The 18600-nt window shown below is 65.3% G+C and carries 17 protein-coding genes; 15 read left to right on the forward strand and 2 right to left on the reverse strand.

What is annotated here, in order from left to right:
* Positions 1-181: 181 nt before the first annotated feature.
* Entirely contained in the window at positions 182-2248 is a 2067-nt protein-coding gene (locus tag AB7290_RS41630) for a prolyl oligopeptidase family serine peptidase (protein WP_085403987.1), read from the forward strand.
* Between the two features lie 121 nt (positions 2249-2369).
* Here the strand turns inward: AB7290_RS41630 and AB7290_RS41635 are convergent, their stop codons facing one another.
* Positions 2370-3044, reverse strand: a complete 675-nt coding sequence (locus AB7290_RS41635) for a DUF938 domain-containing protein (protein WP_085403988.1) — start codon at positions 3042-3044, stop codon at positions 2370-2372.
* A 246-nt stretch (positions 3045-3290) separates the two neighbouring features.
* Here AB7290_RS41635 and soxX point away from each other — a divergent pair, with 246 nt between their 5' ends.
* The 11 genes from soxX to AB7290_RS41690 all read left to right on the forward strand — a co-directional run bounded on the left by soxX (position 3291) and on the right by AB7290_RS41690 (position 12714).
* Entirely contained in the window at positions 3291-3647 is a 357-nt protein-coding gene (gene soxX, locus AB7290_RS41640) for a sulfur oxidation c-type cytochrome SoxX (protein WP_085404086.1), read from the forward strand.
* Positions 3648-3684: 37 nt separating this feature from the next.
* On the forward strand, positions 3685-4170 hold the full coding sequence (gene soxY / locus AB7290_RS41645; RefSeq protein WP_063985941.1) for a thiosulfate oxidation carrier protein SoxY: 486 nt from the start codon (positions 3685-3687) through the stop codon (positions 4168-4170).
* A gap of 10 nt (positions 4171-4180) precedes the next feature.
* Positions 4181-4492, forward strand: a complete 312-nt coding sequence (gene soxZ, locus AB7290_RS41650) for a thiosulfate oxidation carrier complex protein SoxZ (RefSeq protein WP_085403989.1) — start codon at positions 4181-4183, stop codon at positions 4490-4492.
* Positions 4492-5352 (forward strand): sulfur oxidation c-type cytochrome SoxA, encoded by an 861-nt coding sequence (gene soxA, locus AB7290_RS41655; protein WP_071909084.1) that lies wholly within the window; start codon positions 4492-4494, stop codon positions 5350-5352. The genes soxZ and soxA overlap by 1 nt, the downstream gene beginning before the upstream one ends.
* Complete coding sequence (locus AB7290_RS41660) at positions 5349-5654, forward strand: hypothetical protein (RefSeq protein WP_085403990.1); 306 nt, start codon at positions 5349-5351, stop codon at positions 5652-5654. The genes soxA and AB7290_RS41660 overlap by 4 nt, the downstream gene beginning before the upstream one ends.
* 56 nt (positions 5655-5710) lie before the next feature.
* On the forward strand, positions 5711-7462 hold the full coding sequence (gene soxB / locus AB7290_RS41665; RefSeq protein ID WP_085403991.1) for a thiosulfohydrolase SoxB: 1752 nt from the start codon (positions 5711-5713) through the stop codon (positions 7460-7462).
* A complete protein-coding gene (locus AB7290_RS41670; protein ID WP_085403992.1) occupies positions 7459-7914 on the forward strand; it encodes a DsrE family protein in 456 nt (151 codons plus the stop codon). Before soxB ends, AB7290_RS41670 begins: the two co-directional genes overlap by 4 nt.
* Positions 7915-8162: 248 nt before the next feature.
* Positions 8163-9200, forward strand: a complete 1038-nt coding sequence (locus AB7290_RS41675) for an MBL fold metallo-hydrolase (RefSeq protein WP_085403993.1) — start codon at positions 8163-8165, stop codon at positions 9198-9200.
* A gap of 81 nt (positions 9201-9281) precedes the next feature.
* Positions 9282-9449, forward strand: coding sequence for a hypothetical protein (locus AB7290_RS41680; protein WP_166071036.1), 168 nt, complete (start codon positions 9282-9284; stop codon positions 9447-9449).
* Between the two features lie 149 nt (positions 9450-9598).
* A complete protein-coding gene (locus AB7290_RS41685) occupies positions 9599-10807 on the forward strand; it encodes an MFS transporter (RefSeq protein WP_085403994.1) in 1209 nt (402 codons plus the stop codon).
* A gap of 188 nt (positions 10808-10995) precedes the next feature.
* Entirely contained in the window at positions 10996-12714 is a 1719-nt protein-coding gene (locus AB7290_RS41690; protein WP_085403995.1) for an N-acyl-D-amino-acid deacylase family protein, read from the forward strand.
* Positions 12715-12917: 203 nt separating this feature from the next.
* On the opposite strand, the gene AB7290_RS41695 is transcribed toward AB7290_RS41690, so the two are convergent.
* Positions 12918-14255: an MFS transporter gene (locus tag AB7290_RS41695; RefSeq protein WP_085403996.1), complete on the reverse strand. Its 1338-nt coding sequence runs from the start codon at positions 14253-14255 to the stop codon at positions 12918-12920.
* Between the two features lie 146 nt (positions 14256-14401).
* Here AB7290_RS41695 and AB7290_RS41700 point away from each other — a divergent pair, with 146 nt between their 5' ends.
* The 3 genes from AB7290_RS41700 to AB7290_RS41710 are packed head-to-tail and all read left to right on the forward strand — an operon-like array spanning position 14402 to position 18586.
* Entirely contained in the window at positions 14402-15055 is a 654-nt protein-coding gene (locus AB7290_RS41700; protein ID WP_085404087.1) for an ABC transporter ATP-binding protein, read from the forward strand.
* Positions 15052-17514: an FtsX-like permease family protein gene (locus AB7290_RS41705; RefSeq protein WP_135215585.1), complete on the forward strand. Its 2463-nt coding sequence runs from the start codon at positions 15052-15054 to the stop codon at positions 17512-17514. The genes AB7290_RS41700 and AB7290_RS41705 overlap by 4 nt, the downstream gene beginning before the upstream one ends.
* Positions 17504-18586 (forward strand): lipocalin-like domain-containing protein, encoded by a 1083-nt coding sequence (locus tag AB7290_RS41710; protein ID WP_085403998.1) that lies wholly within the window; start codon positions 17504-17506, stop codon positions 18584-18586. The genes AB7290_RS41705 and AB7290_RS41710 overlap by 11 nt, the downstream gene beginning before the upstream one ends.
* The last annotated feature ends 14 nt before the right edge of the window (positions 18587-18600 follow it).

Below are 18600 nucleotides of genomic sequence, written 5' to 3' on the forward strand. Positions count from 1 at the left end.
TTTCCGCCCGAGAGGACTTGTTGATTCCCGGCACTATGGAGGGGCGTGGGAGGGCGGGCAACCGGCGCAAACGGGCGCAGGCCATGCCTCTGACGCAATCGGGCGGATGATACCGGCCCGCGCTATTGACGGCTTGCGCTCGATCAAATCCTATCCGCCGCGACCTGCAGGAGTATCGTTCATGTCCGTCGACGACCGGCCCACGCTCAGCGCTCCCGACGACGATCCCTGGCTCTGGCTGGAGGAGATCGAAGGCAAGCAGGCGCTCGATTTCGTCGCGCGGCAGAATCAACTGACGCTCGCCGCGTTCGGGGGCGCGGCCTTCGAGCGCGACCGCGATGTCCTCGCGGCGATCTACGATCGTCCCGACAACATCCCCTATGTCAGCCGGCGCGGAGATGATCTTCACAATCTCTGGAAGGATGCCGCCAACCCGCGCGGCCTGTGGCGGCAAACCACGCTGGCGGAATTTCGCAAACCGCATCCGGCGTGGGAGATCATGCTGGACATCGACCAGCTCGCGGCGAGCGAAGGCGAGGACTGGCTGCTGAGCGGGATCGCCACGATGCCGGGACACTCGCGGGCGATTCTGAGCCTGTCGCGCGGCGGCAGCGACGCCGTCACCTTGCGGGAATTCGACCTCGACACGAAGAGCTTCGTTGCGGACGGATTTACGCTGCCGGAGGCCAAGGGCGGCGTGGACTGGATCGATGCCGATACGCTGCTGCTGTCGAGCGCCCATGGCGAGGGCATGGCGACGACTTCCGGATATTCGCGGACCGTTCGCGTGTGGCGGCGCGGCCAGCCTGTCGATCAGGCGCAAACGATCCTCGAGACCACGGCTGATCACATGGCGATGTCAGGCATGGCCGACGACACGGGACCGGCGCCACGGGTCTGGATCGTCGACCAGATCGACTTCTTCAATCACGCCATCTGGCTGCGCGATGCGGCCGGCACGACGACGAAGCTCGATCTGCCGACCGGCATCTGGATGCAGGCGCATGGCGACTGGTTCGCGATGAAGCTGCGCAAGGACTGGCAGGTCGAGGGGCGGACCTATCCCACCGACACCGTGCTCGGCATCTCGCTCTCCGCGTTCCTCGCAGGCCACCGCGATTTCGCGGTCCTGTTCGAGCCCGCGCCGCGGCGCGCTCTGCAAGGCTTGTTCTGGGCGGGCGGCAAGCTGGTGCTGTCGATCCTCGACGAGCTCAGGCCGCGCTTCGAGATCTGCACGCCGTCAGCCGCGGGCTGGAGCCGCGAGACGCTTCCCGGCCTCCCCGAGATTGGCGTCGTCGACATCTGGCCGCTCGATCGCCATCCGTCGGAGAGCAATGGCGACCTGCTCGCCAATGTGCAGGATCCGCTCACGCCGCCGTCACTGCTGTTGCTGGAGCGCGGCGTCGCAAGCCCGACCGTGCTGAAGCAGGCGCCGAAGACGTTCACCGCCGACGGCCTCGTGGTCACACAGCACGAGGCGATCTCGGTCGACGGCGAGCGCATTCCCTATGTGCAGACGGGTCCCGCCGGCGAGACCGGCGATGCGCCGGTCTATATGAGCGCCTATGGCGGCTTCGCCCATGCGGTGAAGCCGTACTACAACCCCTCGCTCGGCAAGCTGTGGCTCGAGCGCGGCGGCACCATCGTGCAGGCGAATTTGCGCGGCGGCGGCGAGTTCGGCACCCGCTGGCACGATGCCGGCCGGCTCGCCGGCAAGAAACTCTCGCACGACGATTTCGCGGCCGTTGCGGCCGATCTCGTGCGACGCGGCGTGACCAAGCCAAAGCGGATCGCGGCGCAAGGCGGGTCGAACGGCGGCATCCTCATCACCAACATGCTGGTGCGCTACCCCGAGCGCTTCGGCGCGCTGTTCTGCACCATCCCGCTGATCGACATGCGCCGCTACACAAAACTGCTCGCGGGCGCAAGCTGGATCGCGGAATATGGCGACCCTGACAAACCTGAAGAGTGGGAGTGGCTGAAGACCTACTCGGCCTATCACAACGTGAAGGCCGGCCAGTCCTATCCGTCGATCCTGATCGCCACGACACGGCGCGACGACCGCGTTCATCCCGGCCACGCGCGCAAGATGGCCGCAAAGCTGCAGGCGATGGGCTACGAGGCCTGGTTCTACGAACCGGAAGCCGGCGGCCACGGCTACGGCAAGGACAACAAGGAGCGCGCCGGCTTCGAGGTGATCGGCTTCCGGTTCTTGAAGGACAGGATCGGGTGGAAGGATGAAGGCTAGCGCTTGGACGCTGACGCCTCCACATCGTCATGGCCGGGCTTGACCCGGCCATCCACGCCTTGCCTTGCCACTCGAAGAACGTGGATACCCGGGACAGGCCCGGGCATGACGACGACCCGAATTAGCTCCGCGAAAACACCAGCGTCAGATTGTTCGCCGGCATCTCGATCGTGTCGACGAGGCGAAGGCTGGCTCCGCGGGCGAGCGTCTCGACGTCGCTGATATCACGCACGCCCCATTCGGGATTGCCTTCGCGCAAGGAGGTGTCGAACACGGCATTGCTGAGCGCGGTGTGCTTGCCGTCGCGCTTGAACGGGCCGTAGAGGAACAGCTTGCCGTCGGCCCGCAAGTAACGGCCGGCGCCGGCGAACAGGCCCTCGGCCACGCTCCACGGTGCGATGTGGATGACGTTGGCACAGAACAATGCGGCAAGACTCGTCGGGCCCTGCCCGCTTCGCATCTCCGGGCACCAGTCAGGGTCGGTGAGATCGATCCGCAGGGGCGAGCGGATGTTTTGCAGGCCCGAATGAACGCGCCAAGCCTCGATGCTCTTGAGGTGGCGCTGGTTGAGGTCGCTCGGCCACCAGATCAGGCCGGGCGTGTGCTGCGCGAAATGGACGACGTGCTGGCCGGTTCCGCTGCCGAGCTCGACCACGTTGCCGGTCAGGCCTGCGAGATGCTTTTCCAGCGCCGCCCAGAGCGGCTCGTGATTGCGATGAAATGCCGGTGCATCGAGCCGCCCATCCGACTCCACCCGTCCGCCGTCCCTGCCAAATTCGACGACATATTCAGCCAATTGAGGTCCCCTTGAAAAAACGAGAACGGGAAAAAAACACGATGGGCGCCCAAACGCCCCGAAAACAGCCGGCCAGCGCTCCTGGCCCGAATCCGCCGGACAAATAAGCTCTTTAGTTGCAATGCGGAAGATATTAACTCCATTTTGCCGCGCGCATAGTCTTGATTGTCAGCCGATGCCCTTTGTGCTTTGGAACACTATATTTCCGCGAACGAGATCATCGACATAACGCCTCGGAATGACGCCTTGACCGCCTTTCCACGGACGCCCGTCCTTTACGTCCTGCTGGCGATCGCCGCCGGCCTTGCCGCAGGCCCCGCGCGGGCGCAATCCGCCGTGGCTGACGGCCAGAAGCTCGCCTTCGACCGCGGCAAGGGCAATTGCCTGACCTGCCACGTCATCAAGGGCGGCGACCTGCCGGGCACGATCGGACCGGAGCTCAAGGACATCAAGTCAAAATACCCTGATCGCAACGAGCTGGTCGCGATCATCTTCGACGAGACCAAGCGCAATCCGCAGACCATGATGCCGCCGTTCGGCCGGAACCGGATTTTGACCGAGCAGGAGATCAACGCGATCGTTGATTTCCTCCAGACCCTGTGACCGCCGGCACGCCAAGAGAATGTCCAGGAGATTTGAGATGACCATCACCACCGGCCCTCATCCGACGCGGCGCCTGATCCTTCAGGGCGCAGCCGGCGTCGCGCTGCTCGGCCTCGGCAACCTGCCGTTCGCGCCCGCGCGTGCAGCGGCCAACGACAAATATCCGGAAGAAGCGTTCAAGCAGAAGAGCGAGGCGGACGCGATCAAGGCGCTCTACGGCAAGACCGCCGAGCCGTCCGACAAGGTCAAGCTCGATGCGCCCGAGATCGCCGAGAACGGCGGCGTGGTGCCGATCTCGGTGACGACGACGCTCGACAAGGTCACCTCGATCTCGTTCTTCGTGGCCGAGAATCCGAGCGCGCTCGCGGCGAGCTACAAGATTCCCGATGGCACGATCCCTGCTGTCGCCAACCGCCTGAAGATGGCGAAGACCACCAACGTGACCGCGATCGTGGAAGCCGACGGCAAGCTCTACAGCGCGACCAAGGAAGTCAAAGTCACGGTCGGCGGCTGCGGCGGTTAGGAGAAGTTAGATGGCATCCAGCATTCGCGTCCGCGCCACGGCCAACGGCGACATCACCGAGGTGCAGGTGCTGATCCAGCACCCCATGGACACCGGCCTGGTCAAGGACGCCAAGGGCGAGGTGATTCCGGCGCACTTCATCCAGCGACTGAAGTTCGAATGTAACGGCAAGGACGTCTTCGTCGCCGAGTGGGGCACCGCGGTCTCGAAGGACCCCTACGTCAAGTTCAGCTTCAAAGGCGCCAAGAAGGGCGACGACCTCAAGGTCTCCTGGACCGACAACAAGGGCGGTTCGGACACGACCACCGCGAAGATTTCGTGATGAATGCCCGCTTCTTTCTCCTTGGTTCGTTGAGCGCCACGCTGGTCGCGTTCGCCCTTACCTCTCCGCGCGTCATCGCGGCCGACAAGGTCGATCCCGTTGCCGATGCGAAAGCGTTCCAGAACTTCTTCTTCCAGAAGTTTCCGACCGTGAAGCACGAGGATTTCGTCAACGGTCCCTATTCGATGAACGAGGACATGAAGCGGCAGTGGCAGGAGAAGGAGGAATTCCCGCCCTACGAGTTCGCGCTCGACGCCGGCAAGGAGATGTTCGCGACCCCGTTCAAGAACGGCAAGACCTATGCCGACTGCTTCCCGAACGGCGGCATCGGCATCCGCCAGAACTATCCTTACTTCGACACTGGGGAAGGCAAGGTCGTCACGCTGGAGCTCGCGCTCAACCGCTGCCGTGAGGCCAATGGCGAGGCGCCCTACTCCTACGTCAAGGACGAGATGGCTTCGCTCACCGCCTACATGGCGTTCACCTCGCGCGGCAAGCCGATGGACATCAAGATTCCCGATGATCCCCGTGCGCTCGCCGCGTACGAGAACGGCAAGCGCTACTTCTACACGCGCCGCGGCCAGATGAATTTCTCCTGCGCGAGCTGCCATGTGCAGAGCCCGGGCGAGCGCATTCGCGCCGAGATCCTGGCGCCGGCACTCGGCATTCTGAACGCGATGCCGATCTACCGCTCCGAATGGAGCGGCATGGGCACCACCAGCCGCCGCTTCGTCACCTGCAACAGCCAGACCCGCGCGGTTCCGCTGGAGCCGCAGGCCGATGAATATCGCGACGTCGAATATTTCCTGTCCTACGTCGCCAACGGCCTACCGATTTCAGGGCCGGGAGCGCGGCCATGAAGCTGTCACTTCCTCTCGCCATGGTGCTCGCATTGAGCCTCGCGCCAGCAGCGCGCGCGGCAAACGAGGCGGACTACAAGGCGGCCTATGCCGCTGCGGAGGCCGCCTCCAAGGAGGCAGCCGGCATGCGCAACCAGTGGACCGTGACCGTATCTGCGCTGGCGGCAGCCAAGAAGGCGGCCGACGGCGGCGATTTCGACCGCGCGGTTGCCGCTTCGAAGGAGGCCGAGGCGCTGGCGAAGGCCTCGATCTTCCAGGCGACGTCAGAAAAAGAGGCGTGGAAGGCGATGGAAATCCGCTAGACTAAAAATCTCGTGGAACCGTCGAATTGCCGTTGAGAGGCGCGGAGAATTTCTGGATGGCCATCCGCCGCCGCGATTTCCTGAAGAGCACCGCTGCTGTCGCCACATCGCTCAGCCTGCCGCGGCTCGCGCGCGGCGCCGAGACCGCGAGCATTTACGACCTCGAGCGGTTCGGCAATGCGCGCATCCTGCACACCACCGACACGCATGCGCAGCTCAACCCGGTCTATGTCCGCGAGCCCAGCGTAAATATCGGCATCGGCGAGATGGCGGGACGGCCGCCGCATCTGGTTGGCCGCGCTTTCCTCGAGCGGTTCGGCATCCGCTCCGACAGCGCCGATGCCTATGCCTTCAGCTGTTTCGAGTTCGAGAAGTCCGCGGGCCGCTTCGGCAAGCTCGGCGGCTTCGCGCATCTGAAGACACTGATCGATCGCTTGCGCGGCGATGCCGGCGAAAAGCACTCCGTGCTCGTCGACGGCGGCGACCTCTGGCAGGGCACCGGGCTTGCCAACATCATGCAGGGCCGCGACATGGTCGAGGTCGCCAATCTGCTCGGCATCGAGGCGATGACCGGGCACTGGGAATTCACCTATGGCGAGCAGGCGCTGCGCGACAATCTCGAGCGCTTCAAGGGCGAGTTTCTGGCGCAGAACGTCTTCCTGACCGAGGAGGCCGCGTTCAACGACGCCCCCGCTTTCGACAAGGCGAGCGGGCGCGTGTTCAAGCCTTCGATGATCAAGGAGCTCGGCGGCCATCGCGTTGCGATCATCGGCCAGGCCTTCCCCTATGTGCCGATCGCGCATCCCAAGCGGTTCACGCCGGACTGGACTTTTGGCATCCGCGAGGAGGAGTTGCAGAAGCATGTCGATGCCTTGCGCGGCACCGAGAAGGTCGATGCAGTCGTCCTGCTGTCGCACAACGGCATGGACGTCGATCTCAAGCTCGCGAGCCGCGTCACCGGCATCGACGTCATCCTCGGCGGCCATACCCATGATGCAATCCCGCAGCCAATCGCAGTGAACAACGCCAGCGGCACGACGCTCGTCACCAATGCCGGCTCCAACGGAAAATTTCTGGGCGTCCTCGATCTCGCGCTCGACAAGGGCAAGGTCGGCGATGTCAGGTACCATCTGCTGCCGGTCTATTCCGAGCTGCTGAAGCCCGACCCTGGCATGGCCGAGCTGATCGGCCGGGTGCGCGCGCCGCATGTGACCGACTGGTCGGAGAAGATCGCAACGCCCGACCGCCTGCTGTATCGCCGCGACAATTTCGCCGGCCCCGTCGACGAGCTGATCTGCACCGCGCTACGCAGCGAGCTCGATGCCGAGATCGCGCTGTCGCCGGGCTTCCGCTGGGGCGTCACCGCACTGTCCGGCCAGCCGCTGACCATGGAGGATGTGCTCGCGGAAACCGCGATCACCTATCCCGAGACCTATGTGCAGGAGATGACCGGCGCCCAGATCAAGGAGGTGCTGGAAGACATCTGCGACAACCTCTTCAACCCCGACCCCTATTACCAGCAGGGCGGCGACATGGTGCGCGCCGGCGGGCTCAGCTACACCTGCACGCCGACCGATGCGGTCGGCAGCCGCATCTCCGAGCTGAAGCTCAATGGCGGCAAGGCGCTCAGCGCGAGCCACCGCTACAAGGTCGCGGGCTGGGCCTCGGTCAACGGCCAGCAGGGCGCACCGGTGTGGGATGTCGTCGCCAAATATCTGCGCTCGGGCCGGATGTTTCAGGAGCGGCTCGGCTCCGGCGTGACGCTGAAGGGCGTCGAGGGCAATCCAGGCATTGCAGGACAGGGATGATGCGGTGGCAAATCTGTCGCGCGATGCTGCTGGCGACGTTCGCCTTCGCCACGCCATGGGCCTCGGCACAGCAGGTGCCGCTCCAGGACAAGCCGTTCGCCGAGCACAAAATCGTGCTTCAGCTCTCCGACGGCGATGCGAAGAAGCATGCGCTGGTGCTGAGCGTCGCCAACAATCTCCTGAAGGCCTACGATCCCGACAAGGTCGCGATCGAGGTGGTGGCGTTCGGCCCCGGCATTGATCTCCTGTTCACCGGCAGCGAACGCCGCAAGCAGGTCGAAAGCCTGATCGTACAGGGCGTGCGCTTCGATATCTGCCTCAACACGGTCGACACGATCGAGCGGGAGACCGGAAACCGGCCGGAGTTCATTCCGGCGGCGACGCCGGTGCAGGTGGGCGTCGGGCAGATCCTGTTCCTGGCGGAGAATGGGTACACGGTGGTGCGGCCGTAAGCGCTCCCGTCATATGGAGGGCAATCGCAGGCATTCACGAGTGGTCGTCATGCCCGGGCTTGTCCCGGGCATCCACGTTCTTCGTGCCGCGTGGCTAGCCGTGGATGGCCGGGACAAGCCCGGCCATGACGCCGCGGAACAGCTACGTAAAATAATATTCCCTGTTTTGCTCCCTACACAGTGACTTGCTTCTCTTTTTGACCCGTGGCGTAGTAAGAACTGGAAACCAATCCACGCCGGGTCTTGCCATGATCTTTCGCCAGCTCTTCGACAGCGTTTCGGGCACCTACAGCTATGTCCTCGCCAGCCGCCCCGGCGGCGAGGCGCTGATCCTCGATCCCGTGCTTGAGAAGGTCGATCGCTACTGCCAGCTGCTGCGCGAGCTCGACCTCAAGCTGGTGAAAGCCGTCGACACCCATCTGCATGCCGATCACGTCACCGGCCTCGGCGAGCTGCGCGACCGCACCCATTGCATGACCGTCATGGGCGACCAGACCAAGGCCGACGTGGTGGCGATGCGGGTCGCCGACGGCGACAAGGTGACGATCGAGGGCCTGTCGCTCGACGTGATGTACACGCCCGGCCACACCGACGATTCCTACTCCTATCTGATGGGCGACCGCGTCTTCACCGGCGACACGCTTCTGATCCGCGGCACCGGCCGCACCGATTTCCAGAACGGCTCGTCGCGCGCGCAATACGAGTCGATCTTCAACCGCCTGCTCAAGCTGCCGGACGAGACGATGGTGTTCCCGGCGCATGACTACAAGGGCGACACGGTCTCCACCATCGGCGAGGAGAAGCGCTACAATCCGCGGCTCCAGGTGCGTTCGGTCGACGAATATATCGAGCTGATGGCAAACCTGAAGCTGCCCAATCCGAAGATGATGGACGTCGCGGTGCCCGCCAACATGCATGTCGGCCTGCATCAGGAGGAGCTGGAAAAAGAGGGCCGCGCAGTCAGCGCCGTCGAGGCGATCCGCTCGCTCGGCCGTCCCGATATCCTGCTGGTCGATCTGCGCGAGACCAATGAGCGGATGAAGCACGGCATGCTCGAAGGCGCGCTGCATACGCCCTATCCGTCCGTTGAAGACAGTCTGAAGCCCGGCGGCATGCTGCGCGAGGTCGCGGCCGCCACCGGCCGCCGCGTCGTGTTCTTCTGCGCCTTCGGCGAACGCTCGGCGATGGCTGTCGCCGCCGCCAAGGAAGCCGGCCTCAGCAACACTGCCCACATCGCCGGCGGCATCGATGCCTGGAAGAAGGCTGGCGGGCCTGTGGTGCACTGACGCCCCCTTCTTGCGGTAAGTCAGGAACCGCACATATTTTCGGGGTAGAAGCGGATGACGCATCACCATCCGGGATCACCCATGGCCAAGACCGCCAAGCCGCGCAAGCCGCCCAAAGTCGCTGATAACAAGCAAGCGGACGACAAGGCGAAGAAGCCCTCGCCTCCGCTCGACGACGACGATTACGACGACGGCGACATCGCGACGCCGAAACGCGACCGCTACGGTTCGGATGACGAGCCGTTGTGAGTTGAAGCCTGCCCCACGAACGGTGCGTTCCCTCCCCCAGATCGCGGCGCCCCACCCGCGCTACCTGCCATGCGCCCGCGTTCATGGACAAATAACGGCTCTGCCCGATAGTTTGCGCGTCCCCCTTTAGGACGTGAAACGGAACTGCAATGGTCGACGTTCTCGCCGCACCGCAACAAGGCAAGGCGGACAGCGCGCTGCGCACGCTGACCGGGATTTCGATCGCGCATTGGGTCAGCCATTTCCATCTGCTGGTCCTGCCGATGCTGTTTCCGTTCCTGAAGAGCCAGCTCGGCGTCGGCTATATCGAGCTCGGCTTCGCGCTCACCGTCTCTGCGGTCGTATCCGGCCTGACGCAGGCGCCGACAGGCTATCTCGTCGACCATTTTGGCGCGCGCAGAATCCTGCTGGGCGGGCTCGCGCTCGGCGGCTTCGCGCTGATCCTGCTCGGCCTGCACCTCAGCTATGCCTCGCTGATTGCCTGCGCGGTGCTGCTGGGTCTCGCCAACAGCGTCTACCACCCCGCCGACTACGCCATCCTGGCCGAGCACATGGATGAGGCGCGGATGGGCCGCGCCTTCTCGGTCCACACCTTTGCCGGCTATCTCGGCGGCGCCGTGGCGCCGGCGATCGTCGCGGCGCTCGTCACCGTCTCCGGCGGCACGGGTGCGCTGATCGCGTCGGGCGCGATCGCCGTGCTGGTGGCCCTGCTGCTGGTCGTCATGAACATTCCCGATGCCGGCGCGCACAAGACCAAGCCGGGCAACGAAAATGCGCCGAAGCAGGCCGTGATCACGCCGGCGCTGATCACGCTCACCGCGCTGTTCATGCTGCTCAGCCTGTCGGTCGCCGGCATCAACAATTTCGGCGTGGTGGCGCTGATGAGCGGCTACGGTGCGTCCTACTCCGCCGCCAACGTCGCGCTGACGGCGTTTCTCGGCTCCAGCGCTGTGGGCGTGCTCGCCGGCGGCTTCCTCGCTGATTACACCGAGCGCCATGGCTATGTCGCAGCCGCCTGCTTTGCCGCAAATGCGCTGATCGTGCTGCTGATCGCGCTGGTGACACTGCCGGGCTGGGCTTTGACCGTCACGATGGCGACTGCGGGCTTCCTCTCCGGCGTGATCGCGCCGTCGCGGGACATGCTAGTGCGCAACGCCGCGCCTCCTGGCGCCGCGGGTCGCGCCTTCGGCATCGTCTCCACCGGCTTCAATCTCGGCGGCATCGTCAGCCCGCTGCTGTTCGGCTGGATCATGGACCAGAGCGCGCCACACTGGGTGTTCGGGGCGTCCGTGATCTTCATGGTCGCAACCGTGGTGCTGTCGCCGTTCACGGAGCGGAAGCCGCAAGCCAAGGCATAGCCAAGAATTCAGTCGTCGTCCCTGCTAAAAGCAGGGACCCATAACCACAGGGAGCAATCGTCGCGCGAAGCTGGTCACTCCGAGTCTTCGCGACACTACTCCCTGTGGTTATGGGTCCCGGATCTGCGCTTCGCTTGTCCGGGACGACGGACAGAGAAACGCAAAACAACAAACTGGGAAGAAACACCATGAGCACCCCTGATCTCGTGATCCGCGGCGGCACCGTCGCGGATGGAAGCGGCGGCGAGCTGTTTGAAGCCGACGTCGCCATCACCGCCGGCAAGATCACCGAGGTCGGGAAGATCTCCGCGAAGGGACAGGAAGAGATCGACGCGCGCGGCAAGCTCGTCACGCCGGGCTTCGTCGACGTGCACACCCATTATGACGGCCAGGTCACCTGGAGCCAGGACATCACGCCGTCGTCGCAGAACGGCGTCACCACGGCGATCATGGGCAATTGCGGCGTCGGCTTTGCGCCGTGCAAGCCCGCCGACCACATCCGCCTGATCCAGCTCATGGAGGGCGTCGAGGACATTCCCGAGCCGGTGCTGAGCGCCGGCATTCCCTGGGCGTGGGAAAGCTTTCCGGATTACATGAACTGGCTGTCGAAGCGCGATTTCGACATCGACGTCGGCGCGCAGCTGCCGCATGCGGCGCTACGCGTCTATGTCATGGGCGAACGCGGCGCGCGCCGCGATCCCTCGACCGCCGAGGACAATGCGGCAATGGCGAAACTCGCGGGCGAAGCGGTGCGCTCGGGCGCGCTGGGCTTCTCGACCTCACGCACGCTCAACCACCGCACCTCGACCGGCGATTTCACGCCGACGCTGAAGGCCGGCGAGGACGAGCTCACCGCCATTGCCGGCGCGATGCATCGCGAAGGCCGCAGCGTGCTGCAATTCGTGCTCGACCTCTCCACCCTCCACGAAGATCTGCCGATGATGCTGCGGGTGGCCGACAGCACAAAGTGCCCGATCTCGTTCTCGATCACGCAGAACGACAAGGCGCCAAACCGCTGGCGCCAGACGCTGGACGAGATCAATGCGGCGGCGAAGCGCGGCCTCTCCATCACCGCGCAGATCGCGGCGCGCCCGGTCGGCCTGCTGCTTGGGCTCGAGCTGTCGCGCAATCCGTTCCAGACCCATCCGAGCTACAAGGCGATCGCGCATCTGCCGCTCAGGGAGCGGCTGGCGCGGCTGCATCGGCCGGAAGTGCGCAAGGCGATCCTGAGCGAGACGGCGACCGCGACCGACGATCCGCTGTTCTTCCGGCCCAACTACGACAAGATGTTTTTGCTCGGCGATCCCCCCGATTACGAGCAGCCGCCGGAGAACGCGCTGGGGCCGCAGGCGCGCAAGCAGGGCCGCCAGCCGGAAGAGCTCGCCTACGATGCGATGCTCTCCGACGAGGGCCGCGGCATGCTCTACGTGCCCTTCCTCAACTATGCCGACGGCAATCTCGACGCGACGCGCGAGATGCTGATCGATCCGCAATCGGTGCCGGGCCTCTCCGACGGCGGCGCGCATTGCGGCATCATCTGCGACGCGAGCTTCCCGACCTATCTGCTGACGCACTGGACCCGCGACCGCACGCGCGGCGAGAAGCTCACGATTCCCTTCGTGGTCGCCGCGCAGTCGCGCAAGACCGCGCTCTCGGTCGGCCTCACCGATCGCGGGCTCGTTGCTCCCGGGTACAAGGCCGACGTCAACGTGATCGACTACGACCGGCTGCATCTGCATCCGCCGAAGGTGCATTACGATCTGCCGGTCGGCGGGCGGCGGCTGTTGCAGGATGTCGACGGCTATGACGCGACGATCGTGTCGGGCGTGGTGACGCGGCGGCACGGTGAGGCCACGGGAAGGCGACCGGGGAAGTTGATCCGGGGTGCGCAGGGGATGGCGAGCTAGCGAAGACCGAGTCTGAGGCGCGAAAGCCGCGCCTCACTCTCGCTGTCATCCCCGCGAACGCGGGGATCCATATCCACAGGGATTCGTTGCGGCGCCACGCTGGTCACTCCGAGTCATCGCCAAACCACTCCCTGTGGTTATGGGTCCCGGGCTCGCGCTTCGCACGCCCCGGGACGACAGTGTGCCTGGAGCAATCGCGCCCCTTACGTCGGCGACACGGCGCCCTTCAGCGCCGCGGCCTGCGGAGCCGCACCACGGGTCAGCCTGGCCTTTTCCGTGTTCGGCCAGAGCAGCATCAGACCGATGACGCCGGAGCCGACCATGACCACCGCGTTGATGGTGAAGCCGGTCAGGTAGCCGTCGACCATGTTGCCGGCGCGCTGGATCACGGTGCCCATCACGTTCGGCGCAATGATGCCCGACAGCGTGTACAGCGCGCCGTAGATCGCGATGACCGCGCCGCGCTGCGACGCCGGGGTGAACTCGCCGAGCATCGGCGGGCAGACGACGTAGATCGCCCCGCACAGGCCGGAGCCGACGACGAGCAGCGCGATCTGCAGGCCAGCACCCTGCACATGCGCCATCATCGCCAGGATCAGGCCGCCGATGATCAGCGGCACCGAGCCGAGCACGCCGCGCGAGATGCGCGTGGTGTAGCCGCGCGCCATCATCACCTGCGAGACCCACCCCGTGAGGATGACGACGGTCGCGCCGAACACCCAGGGCAGGATCGAGACGTAGCCGGCCTGGCTCTGCGAGAAGCCCAGGCCCTTGACGATGAAGGGCGTGAACCAGGTGAGGCCGAGCGACAGCGCCCAATAGGCGCCGAAGGTCGCGATCACGCAGCCGAGGAAGGTGCGCGAGGTCAGCAGCTGCACATAAGGGATTTTCGGCTCGGTGACGGCGAGAACCTGCGTATCCTCGAGCGGGCCTTCCTTGCCGAACGTCAGCCAGGCGCAGACCCAGAGCAGGCCGACGACGCCAAGCGCGCCGAAGGCGTAGTGCCAGGAGTGATTGACGATGACCCAGTTCAACGCCGGCACGGCGAGGATGACGCCGAAGGCCGAGCCTTGCGACAGGATCGCGGTCGGCAGCGTGCGCTTCTCGTCGGGGAACCATTTGTAGATGGCGTGGGCTGCGACCGAGAAGGCAGGTCCTTCGCCAGCGCCCAGCACGATGCGGCAGATCAGCAGCGTGGTGAACGAGACGGTGCCCACCATCGGGAACTGCGCCAGCGCCCAGATCACCGCCAGCGTCAGCAGCACCCAGCGCGTCGGCACCTTGTTGACGATGAAGCCGACCACGATGGCCGAGATCGAGAACAGGAAGAAGAACGAGGAGCCGAGCAGGCCGAATTGCTCGGCATCGAGCTTCAGGTCGGTCATGATCGGCACGCCGGCGAGACCGACGACGATCTTGTCCGCGAAGTTCACCACCATGAAGAGAAAGAGGAGAAAAGTGACGGTCCAGGCGCCCTTCGGCGTTGCCTTGACTTCCCCTGCCGTCCTGCCCGCAACGTCGGGCGTTCCCTGAGCGCTCATCAATCTCCCCGTATGTCTTTTTGTCGGCACGTTTTTGATTTGGCCGTTTTGGGAGCTAACAACGGCTTCAAGGCCAACGCAACCCCGGCATTTCCACGGCAAGTGTGCTACGCAGCATTGAGTTAATTCCGTCCGGCGCATTGACCTTGCTGAGCATCCGAAACCTCTCAAAGACCTTCTCCTCGGCCGGCGAGCCGGTCCACGTGCTGCGTGGTGTCGACCTCGACCTCAAGGCCGGCGAGCGCGTCGCGCTGACCGGCGAGTCCGGCAGCGGCAAGAGCACGCTGTTGCACCTGATTGCGGGTCTCGATGCCGCCGACAGCGGCACAATTCGCCTGGAGGACACCGAGGTGACCAAGCTCTCGGACGCCGGCCGGGCCGAGCTGCGGCGCGACCGGATCGGCCTGGTTTTTCAGCAGTTCAATCTGATCCCGAGCCTGTCGGTCGCCGACAATCTGGTCTTCCAGGCGCGGATCGCCGGCCGTCACGATGCGGCCTGGTCAAAAGAGCTGATCGAGCGGCTCGGGCTCAGCAGCCTGCTCAAGCGATATCCAGAGCAATTATCAGGCGGCCAGCAGCAGCGGGTCGCGATCGGCCGGGCGCTGGCGACCAAGCCCTCGCTGCTGTTGGCGGACGAACCGACCGGCAACCTGGATGAGGACACCGCCGACGACGTGCTGGCGCTGACGCGCGATCTCGTCACGCGCACCGGCTGCGGCTTCCTGATGGTGACGCACAGCCTGCATCTGGCCGGCACGCTCGACCGCCACGTCACCTTGCATGCGGGGCGGATCGCATGAGGCGCGCGCTGTGGGTCCTCGCGGTTCTCCTGAGCCATTGGCGACGGCACAAGATGCAGTTCGCGACGCTCCTGATCGGGCTGATCGCGGCGACCGCATTGTGGAGCGGCGTGCAGGCGATCAACCAGCAGGCCCGCAATGCCTATGACCGCGCGGCGGCGACGTTCGGCGGCGTGCGCACGGCGATGCTGGTGGCGCCTGATGCAGCGACCTTTTCGCAGGAGCTGTTCATAAAACTCCGCCGCGCGGGCTGGCCGGTCTCGCCGGTGCTGGAAGGCCGCGTCCAGGTCAACGGGCGTTCGGTGCGGCTGCTCGGCATCGAGCCGATCACGATGCCGGCCGACGTCGGCAACGCGCCACGCCTCGGCGCCCCGGATTTGAGCAGTTTCGTTGCGCCGCCCGGCCAGACATTGGTGGCGCGGGAGACGCTGAGCGATCTGCAGGAACCGGAAGGCGCGGCACCGCCGATCAGCAACGGCGCAAAACTGCCGCCGCTGCGCGTGCTGCCGCAACTCGTGGCCGGCGTACTGGTCGTCGACATCGGCGTCGCGCAGCGGCTGCTGAACAAGCCGGACCAGGTGTCGCGGCTTTTGATCGGCAAGCCCAAGGGCAAGCCGGCGCCACTGGCGAGCGTCGTTGGCGAGCAGTTGCAGCTGGTCGAGCCGAATGCGGAGACGGAGCTGGAGCGCCTCACCGACAGCTTCCATCTCAACCTCACCGCCTTCGGCCTGCTGTCGTTCTTCGTCGGTCTCTTCATCGTCAACTCCGCCGTCGGCCTCGCCTTCGAGCAGCGGTTGCCGATGCTGCGCACGTTGCGGGCCTGCGGTGCCTCGGCGCGGCTGGTCAACACGGTGCTGGTGGTCGAACTGGTGGCGCTGGCGCTGGTCGCAGGACTGATCGGGCTCGTCTGCGGCTATTTCATCGCGGCCGCGCTGTTGCCCGATGTCGCGGCGTCGCTGCGCGGGCTCTATGGCGCGCAGATCCCGGGACAGCTCACACTGCGCTCCGAATGGTGGCTCGCCGGTATCGGCATCAGCATCGCCGGCGCGATCGTGGCGGCGGCGACCAGCCTGATCAAGGCGATCAGGATGCCGGTGCTGGCGACCGCGCAGCCCTACGCCTGGCAGCAGCGGCAGCGCCGCTGGCTGGTCCTGCAGAGCATTGCGGCCTGCGCCGTGTTCGCGGTCGCGCTGCTGTTGCTTCACTACGGACAATCGCTGATTGCGGGATTCGGCGTGCTGGCCGCATTGATGTTCGGCGCGGCGCTGATCCTGCCGGCATTCCTAGAAATCATCCTGCTCGTGGGCCAGCGCTGGGCGAAGGGGCCGCTGGCGCTGTGGTTCTGGGCGGACAGCCGGCAACAGCTCTCCGGCTTGTCGCTGGCCCTGATGGCGCTGCTGCTCGCGCTGGCCGTCAATGTCGGGGTGTCCACCATGGTGGAGACCTTCAGCCGCACCTTCGTCGGCTGGCTCAACGGGCGGCTTGCCGCCGACGTCTACATCAGCGCCTCCGACAATGCGCAAGGCGTTGCGATCCGGAGCTGGCTGAAGGAGCGCAGCGACGTGCAGGCGATCCTGTCGGGCGGACGCGCCGATACGCAGGTTCAGGGGCAGCCGGTGGAGCTGCTCGGCCTGCCCGATCACGCGCTCTATCGCGAACGCTGGCCGCTGCTGGAGACCGCGCCGCGCGCCTGGACCCAGCTCGTGCCCGGCGATGCCGCTTTCATCAGCGAGCAGCTGAGCCGCCGCCTCAACGTCCGCGTCGGCGATGTCATCGAGGTGCCGGCGCCGGGCGGCACCTGGGAGCTCGACATCGCCGGCATCTATGCCGATTACGGCAACCCCAAGGGGCAGCTCGCCGTCAACGTCGCGGCGCTGATCCGGCACTTTCCGCAGACGCCGCAGACGCGCATCGGCCTGATCGTCGCGAAGGAAAATATCCCCGGCCTGATCGCGGCGTTGCAGAAGCAATTCGCGCTCGACGACCGCAGCGTCGCCGATCAGGCGACGGTGAAGGCGGAATCGATCCGGATCTTCAACCGCACCTTTGCGGTGACGTCAGCGCTCAATGCCTTCACGCTCGGCGTGGCCGGCATCGCGCTTTTGACCAGCCTGCTGACACTGGCGAATTCCCGCCTGCCGCAGCTCGCGCCGCTGTGGGCGATCGGCATCACGCGGCCGCGCCTTGCCGCGATCGAACTGACCAAGACATTGTCGGTTGCGCTGTTCACGGCGCTGCTGGCCGTGCCGCTCGGATTGCTGGTGGCGTGGTGCCTGATCGCAATCGTCAATGTGAAGGCGTTCGGCTGGCGGCTGCCGTTCCACGTGTTTCCGCTGCAGCTGGTGGAGCTGGTCGCGGTCGCGCTGATCGCTTCGCTGCTTGCCGCGCTGCTGCCGATGATACGACTGGCGCGGATGCAGCCGGCGAGCCTCGTCAAGGTGTTTGCCAATGAGCGCTGATAAAATCACGCGGCGCGCCTTTGCCGGCGGCATCGCCGCACTCGCGGCTGCCCGCCGCGCTGGCGCGCAAGGTTATGCCGGGCTCGGCGAGACCGCCGACGGCTTTGCGAAGGTGACGCCGGGAAAGACGTTCAGCTTCCCGGCCGATCACGGCCCGCATCCGGAGTTTCGTATCGAATGGTGGTATCTCACCGCGAACCTTGTCGATGGCAGCGGCGCGGCGTGCGGCCTGCAATTTACGCTGTTCCGCCAGGCGGCGCAGTCGGGCCCGCAAGGAGAGGGCTGGGCCAATCAGCAGATCTGGATGGCGCATGCGGCGGTGACGCGCGCTGATACTCACCGCTTCAGCGAGGTGTTTGCACGCGGCGGCATTGGACAGGCCGGCGTCACCGCAAAGCCATTTGCGGCGTGGATCGACGATTGGGAGATGAAGGGTTTTGAGCGCACCGACGATCGCACATTGGCGCCGCTGACGCTGAAGGCTTCGGGCACCGATTTCAGTTATTCGCTCACACTGGAGGCCGATCGTCCCGTGGTGCTGCAGGGCGATCACGGTTTCAGCCGCAAGTCCGAGCGCGGGCAGGCGTCCTACTATTACAGCCAGCCGTTCTACCGCGCCCGCGGCAGCCTCACGATCGACGACAAATCCGTCGATGTCTCGGGCCAGGCCTGGATGGACCGCGAGTGGAGCAGCCAGCCGCTCGATGCCGACCAGACCGGCTGGGACTGGCTGTCGCTACATCTCGCATCCGGCGACAAGCTGATGCTGTACCGGCTGCGGCAGAAGGACGGCCAGGAGTATCCGTTCGGCAACTGGATCAGCGCCGCGGGCGACACGCAGATGATCGCGGGTGGCGATATCCAGATGAGTCCGAAAGCGACCGCCGAGATCGCGGGGCGCAAGCTGCCGGTGGAATGGCAGATCGCGATCCCCTCACGATCATTTTCGATTGCCTGCAAGCCGCTTAACCCAAAAGCCTGGATGGGAACCGGCTTCTCCTATTGGGAAGGGCCGATCAGCTTTGCCGGCACGCATGACGGCGTTGGCTACCTCGAGCTGACCGGCTATTGAAGCGCGACCTCCTC

Source organism: Bradyrhizobium sp. 613_E4_N2_2, from assembly GCF_052075995.1.
In the GTDB taxonomy this organism is placed as follows: Bacteria; Pseudomonadota; Alphaproteobacteria; order Rhizobiales; family Xanthobacteraceae; genus Bradyrhizobium; species Bradyrhizobium barranii.

What these genes read in the sequence shown, in the direction of transcription:
- AB7290_RS41660 (WP_085403990.1), top strand. Translation starts at nt 5,349, where the DNA reads ATGAAGCTGTCACTTCCTCTCGCCATGGTGCTCGCATTGAGCCTCGCG.
- soxB (WP_085403991.1), top strand. Translation starts at nt 5,711, where the DNA reads ATGGCCATCCGCCGCCGCGATTTCCTGAAGAGCACCGCTGCTGTCGCC.
- AB7290_RS41685 (WP_085403994.1), top strand. Translation starts at nt 9,599, where the DNA reads ATGGTCGACGTTCTCGCCGCACCGCAACAAGGCAAGGCGGACAGCGCG.
- soxY (WP_063985941.1), top strand. Translation starts at nt 3,685, where the DNA reads ATGACCATCACCACCGGCCCTCATCCGACGCGGCGCCTGATCCTTCAG.
- AB7290_RS41680 (WP_166071036.1), top strand. Translation starts at nt 9,282, where the DNA reads ATGGCCAAGACCGCCAAGCCGCGCAAGCCGCCCAAAGTCGCTGATAAC.
- AB7290_RS41630 (WP_085403987.1), top strand. Translation starts at nt 182, where the DNA reads ATGTCCGTCGACGACCGGCCCACGCTCAGCGCTCCCGACGACGATCCC.
- AB7290_RS41705 (WP_135215585.1), top strand. Translation starts at nt 15,052, where the DNA reads ATGAGGCGCGCGCTGTGGGTCCTCGCGGTTCTCCTGAGCCATTGGCGA.
- AB7290_RS41695 (WP_085403996.1), bottom strand. Translation starts at nt 14,255, where the DNA reads ATGAGCGCTCAGGGAACGCCCGACGTTGCGGGCAGGACGGCAGGGGAA.
- AB7290_RS41690 (WP_085403995.1), top strand. Translation starts at nt 10,996, where the DNA reads ATGAGCACCCCTGATCTCGTGATCCGCGGCGGCACCGTCGCGGATGGA.
- AB7290_RS41675 (WP_085403993.1), top strand. Translation starts at nt 8,163, where the DNA reads ATGATCTTTCGCCAGCTCTTCGACAGCGTTTCGGGCACCTACAGCTAT.
- AB7290_RS41670 (WP_085403992.1), top strand. Translation starts at nt 7,459, where the DNA reads ATGATGCGGTGGCAAATCTGTCGCGCGATGCTGCTGGCGACGTTCGCC.
- soxA (WP_071909084.1), top strand. Translation starts at nt 4,492, where the DNA reads ATGAATGCCCGCTTCTTTCTCCTTGGTTCGTTGAGCGCCACGCTGGTC.
- AB7290_RS41710 (WP_085403998.1), top strand. Translation starts at nt 17,504, where the DNA reads ATGAGCGCTGATAAAATCACGCGGCGCGCCTTTGCCGGCGGCATCGCC.
- soxZ (WP_085403989.1), top strand. Translation starts at nt 4,181, where the DNA reads ATGGCATCCAGCATTCGCGTCCGCGCCACGGCCAACGGCGACATCACC.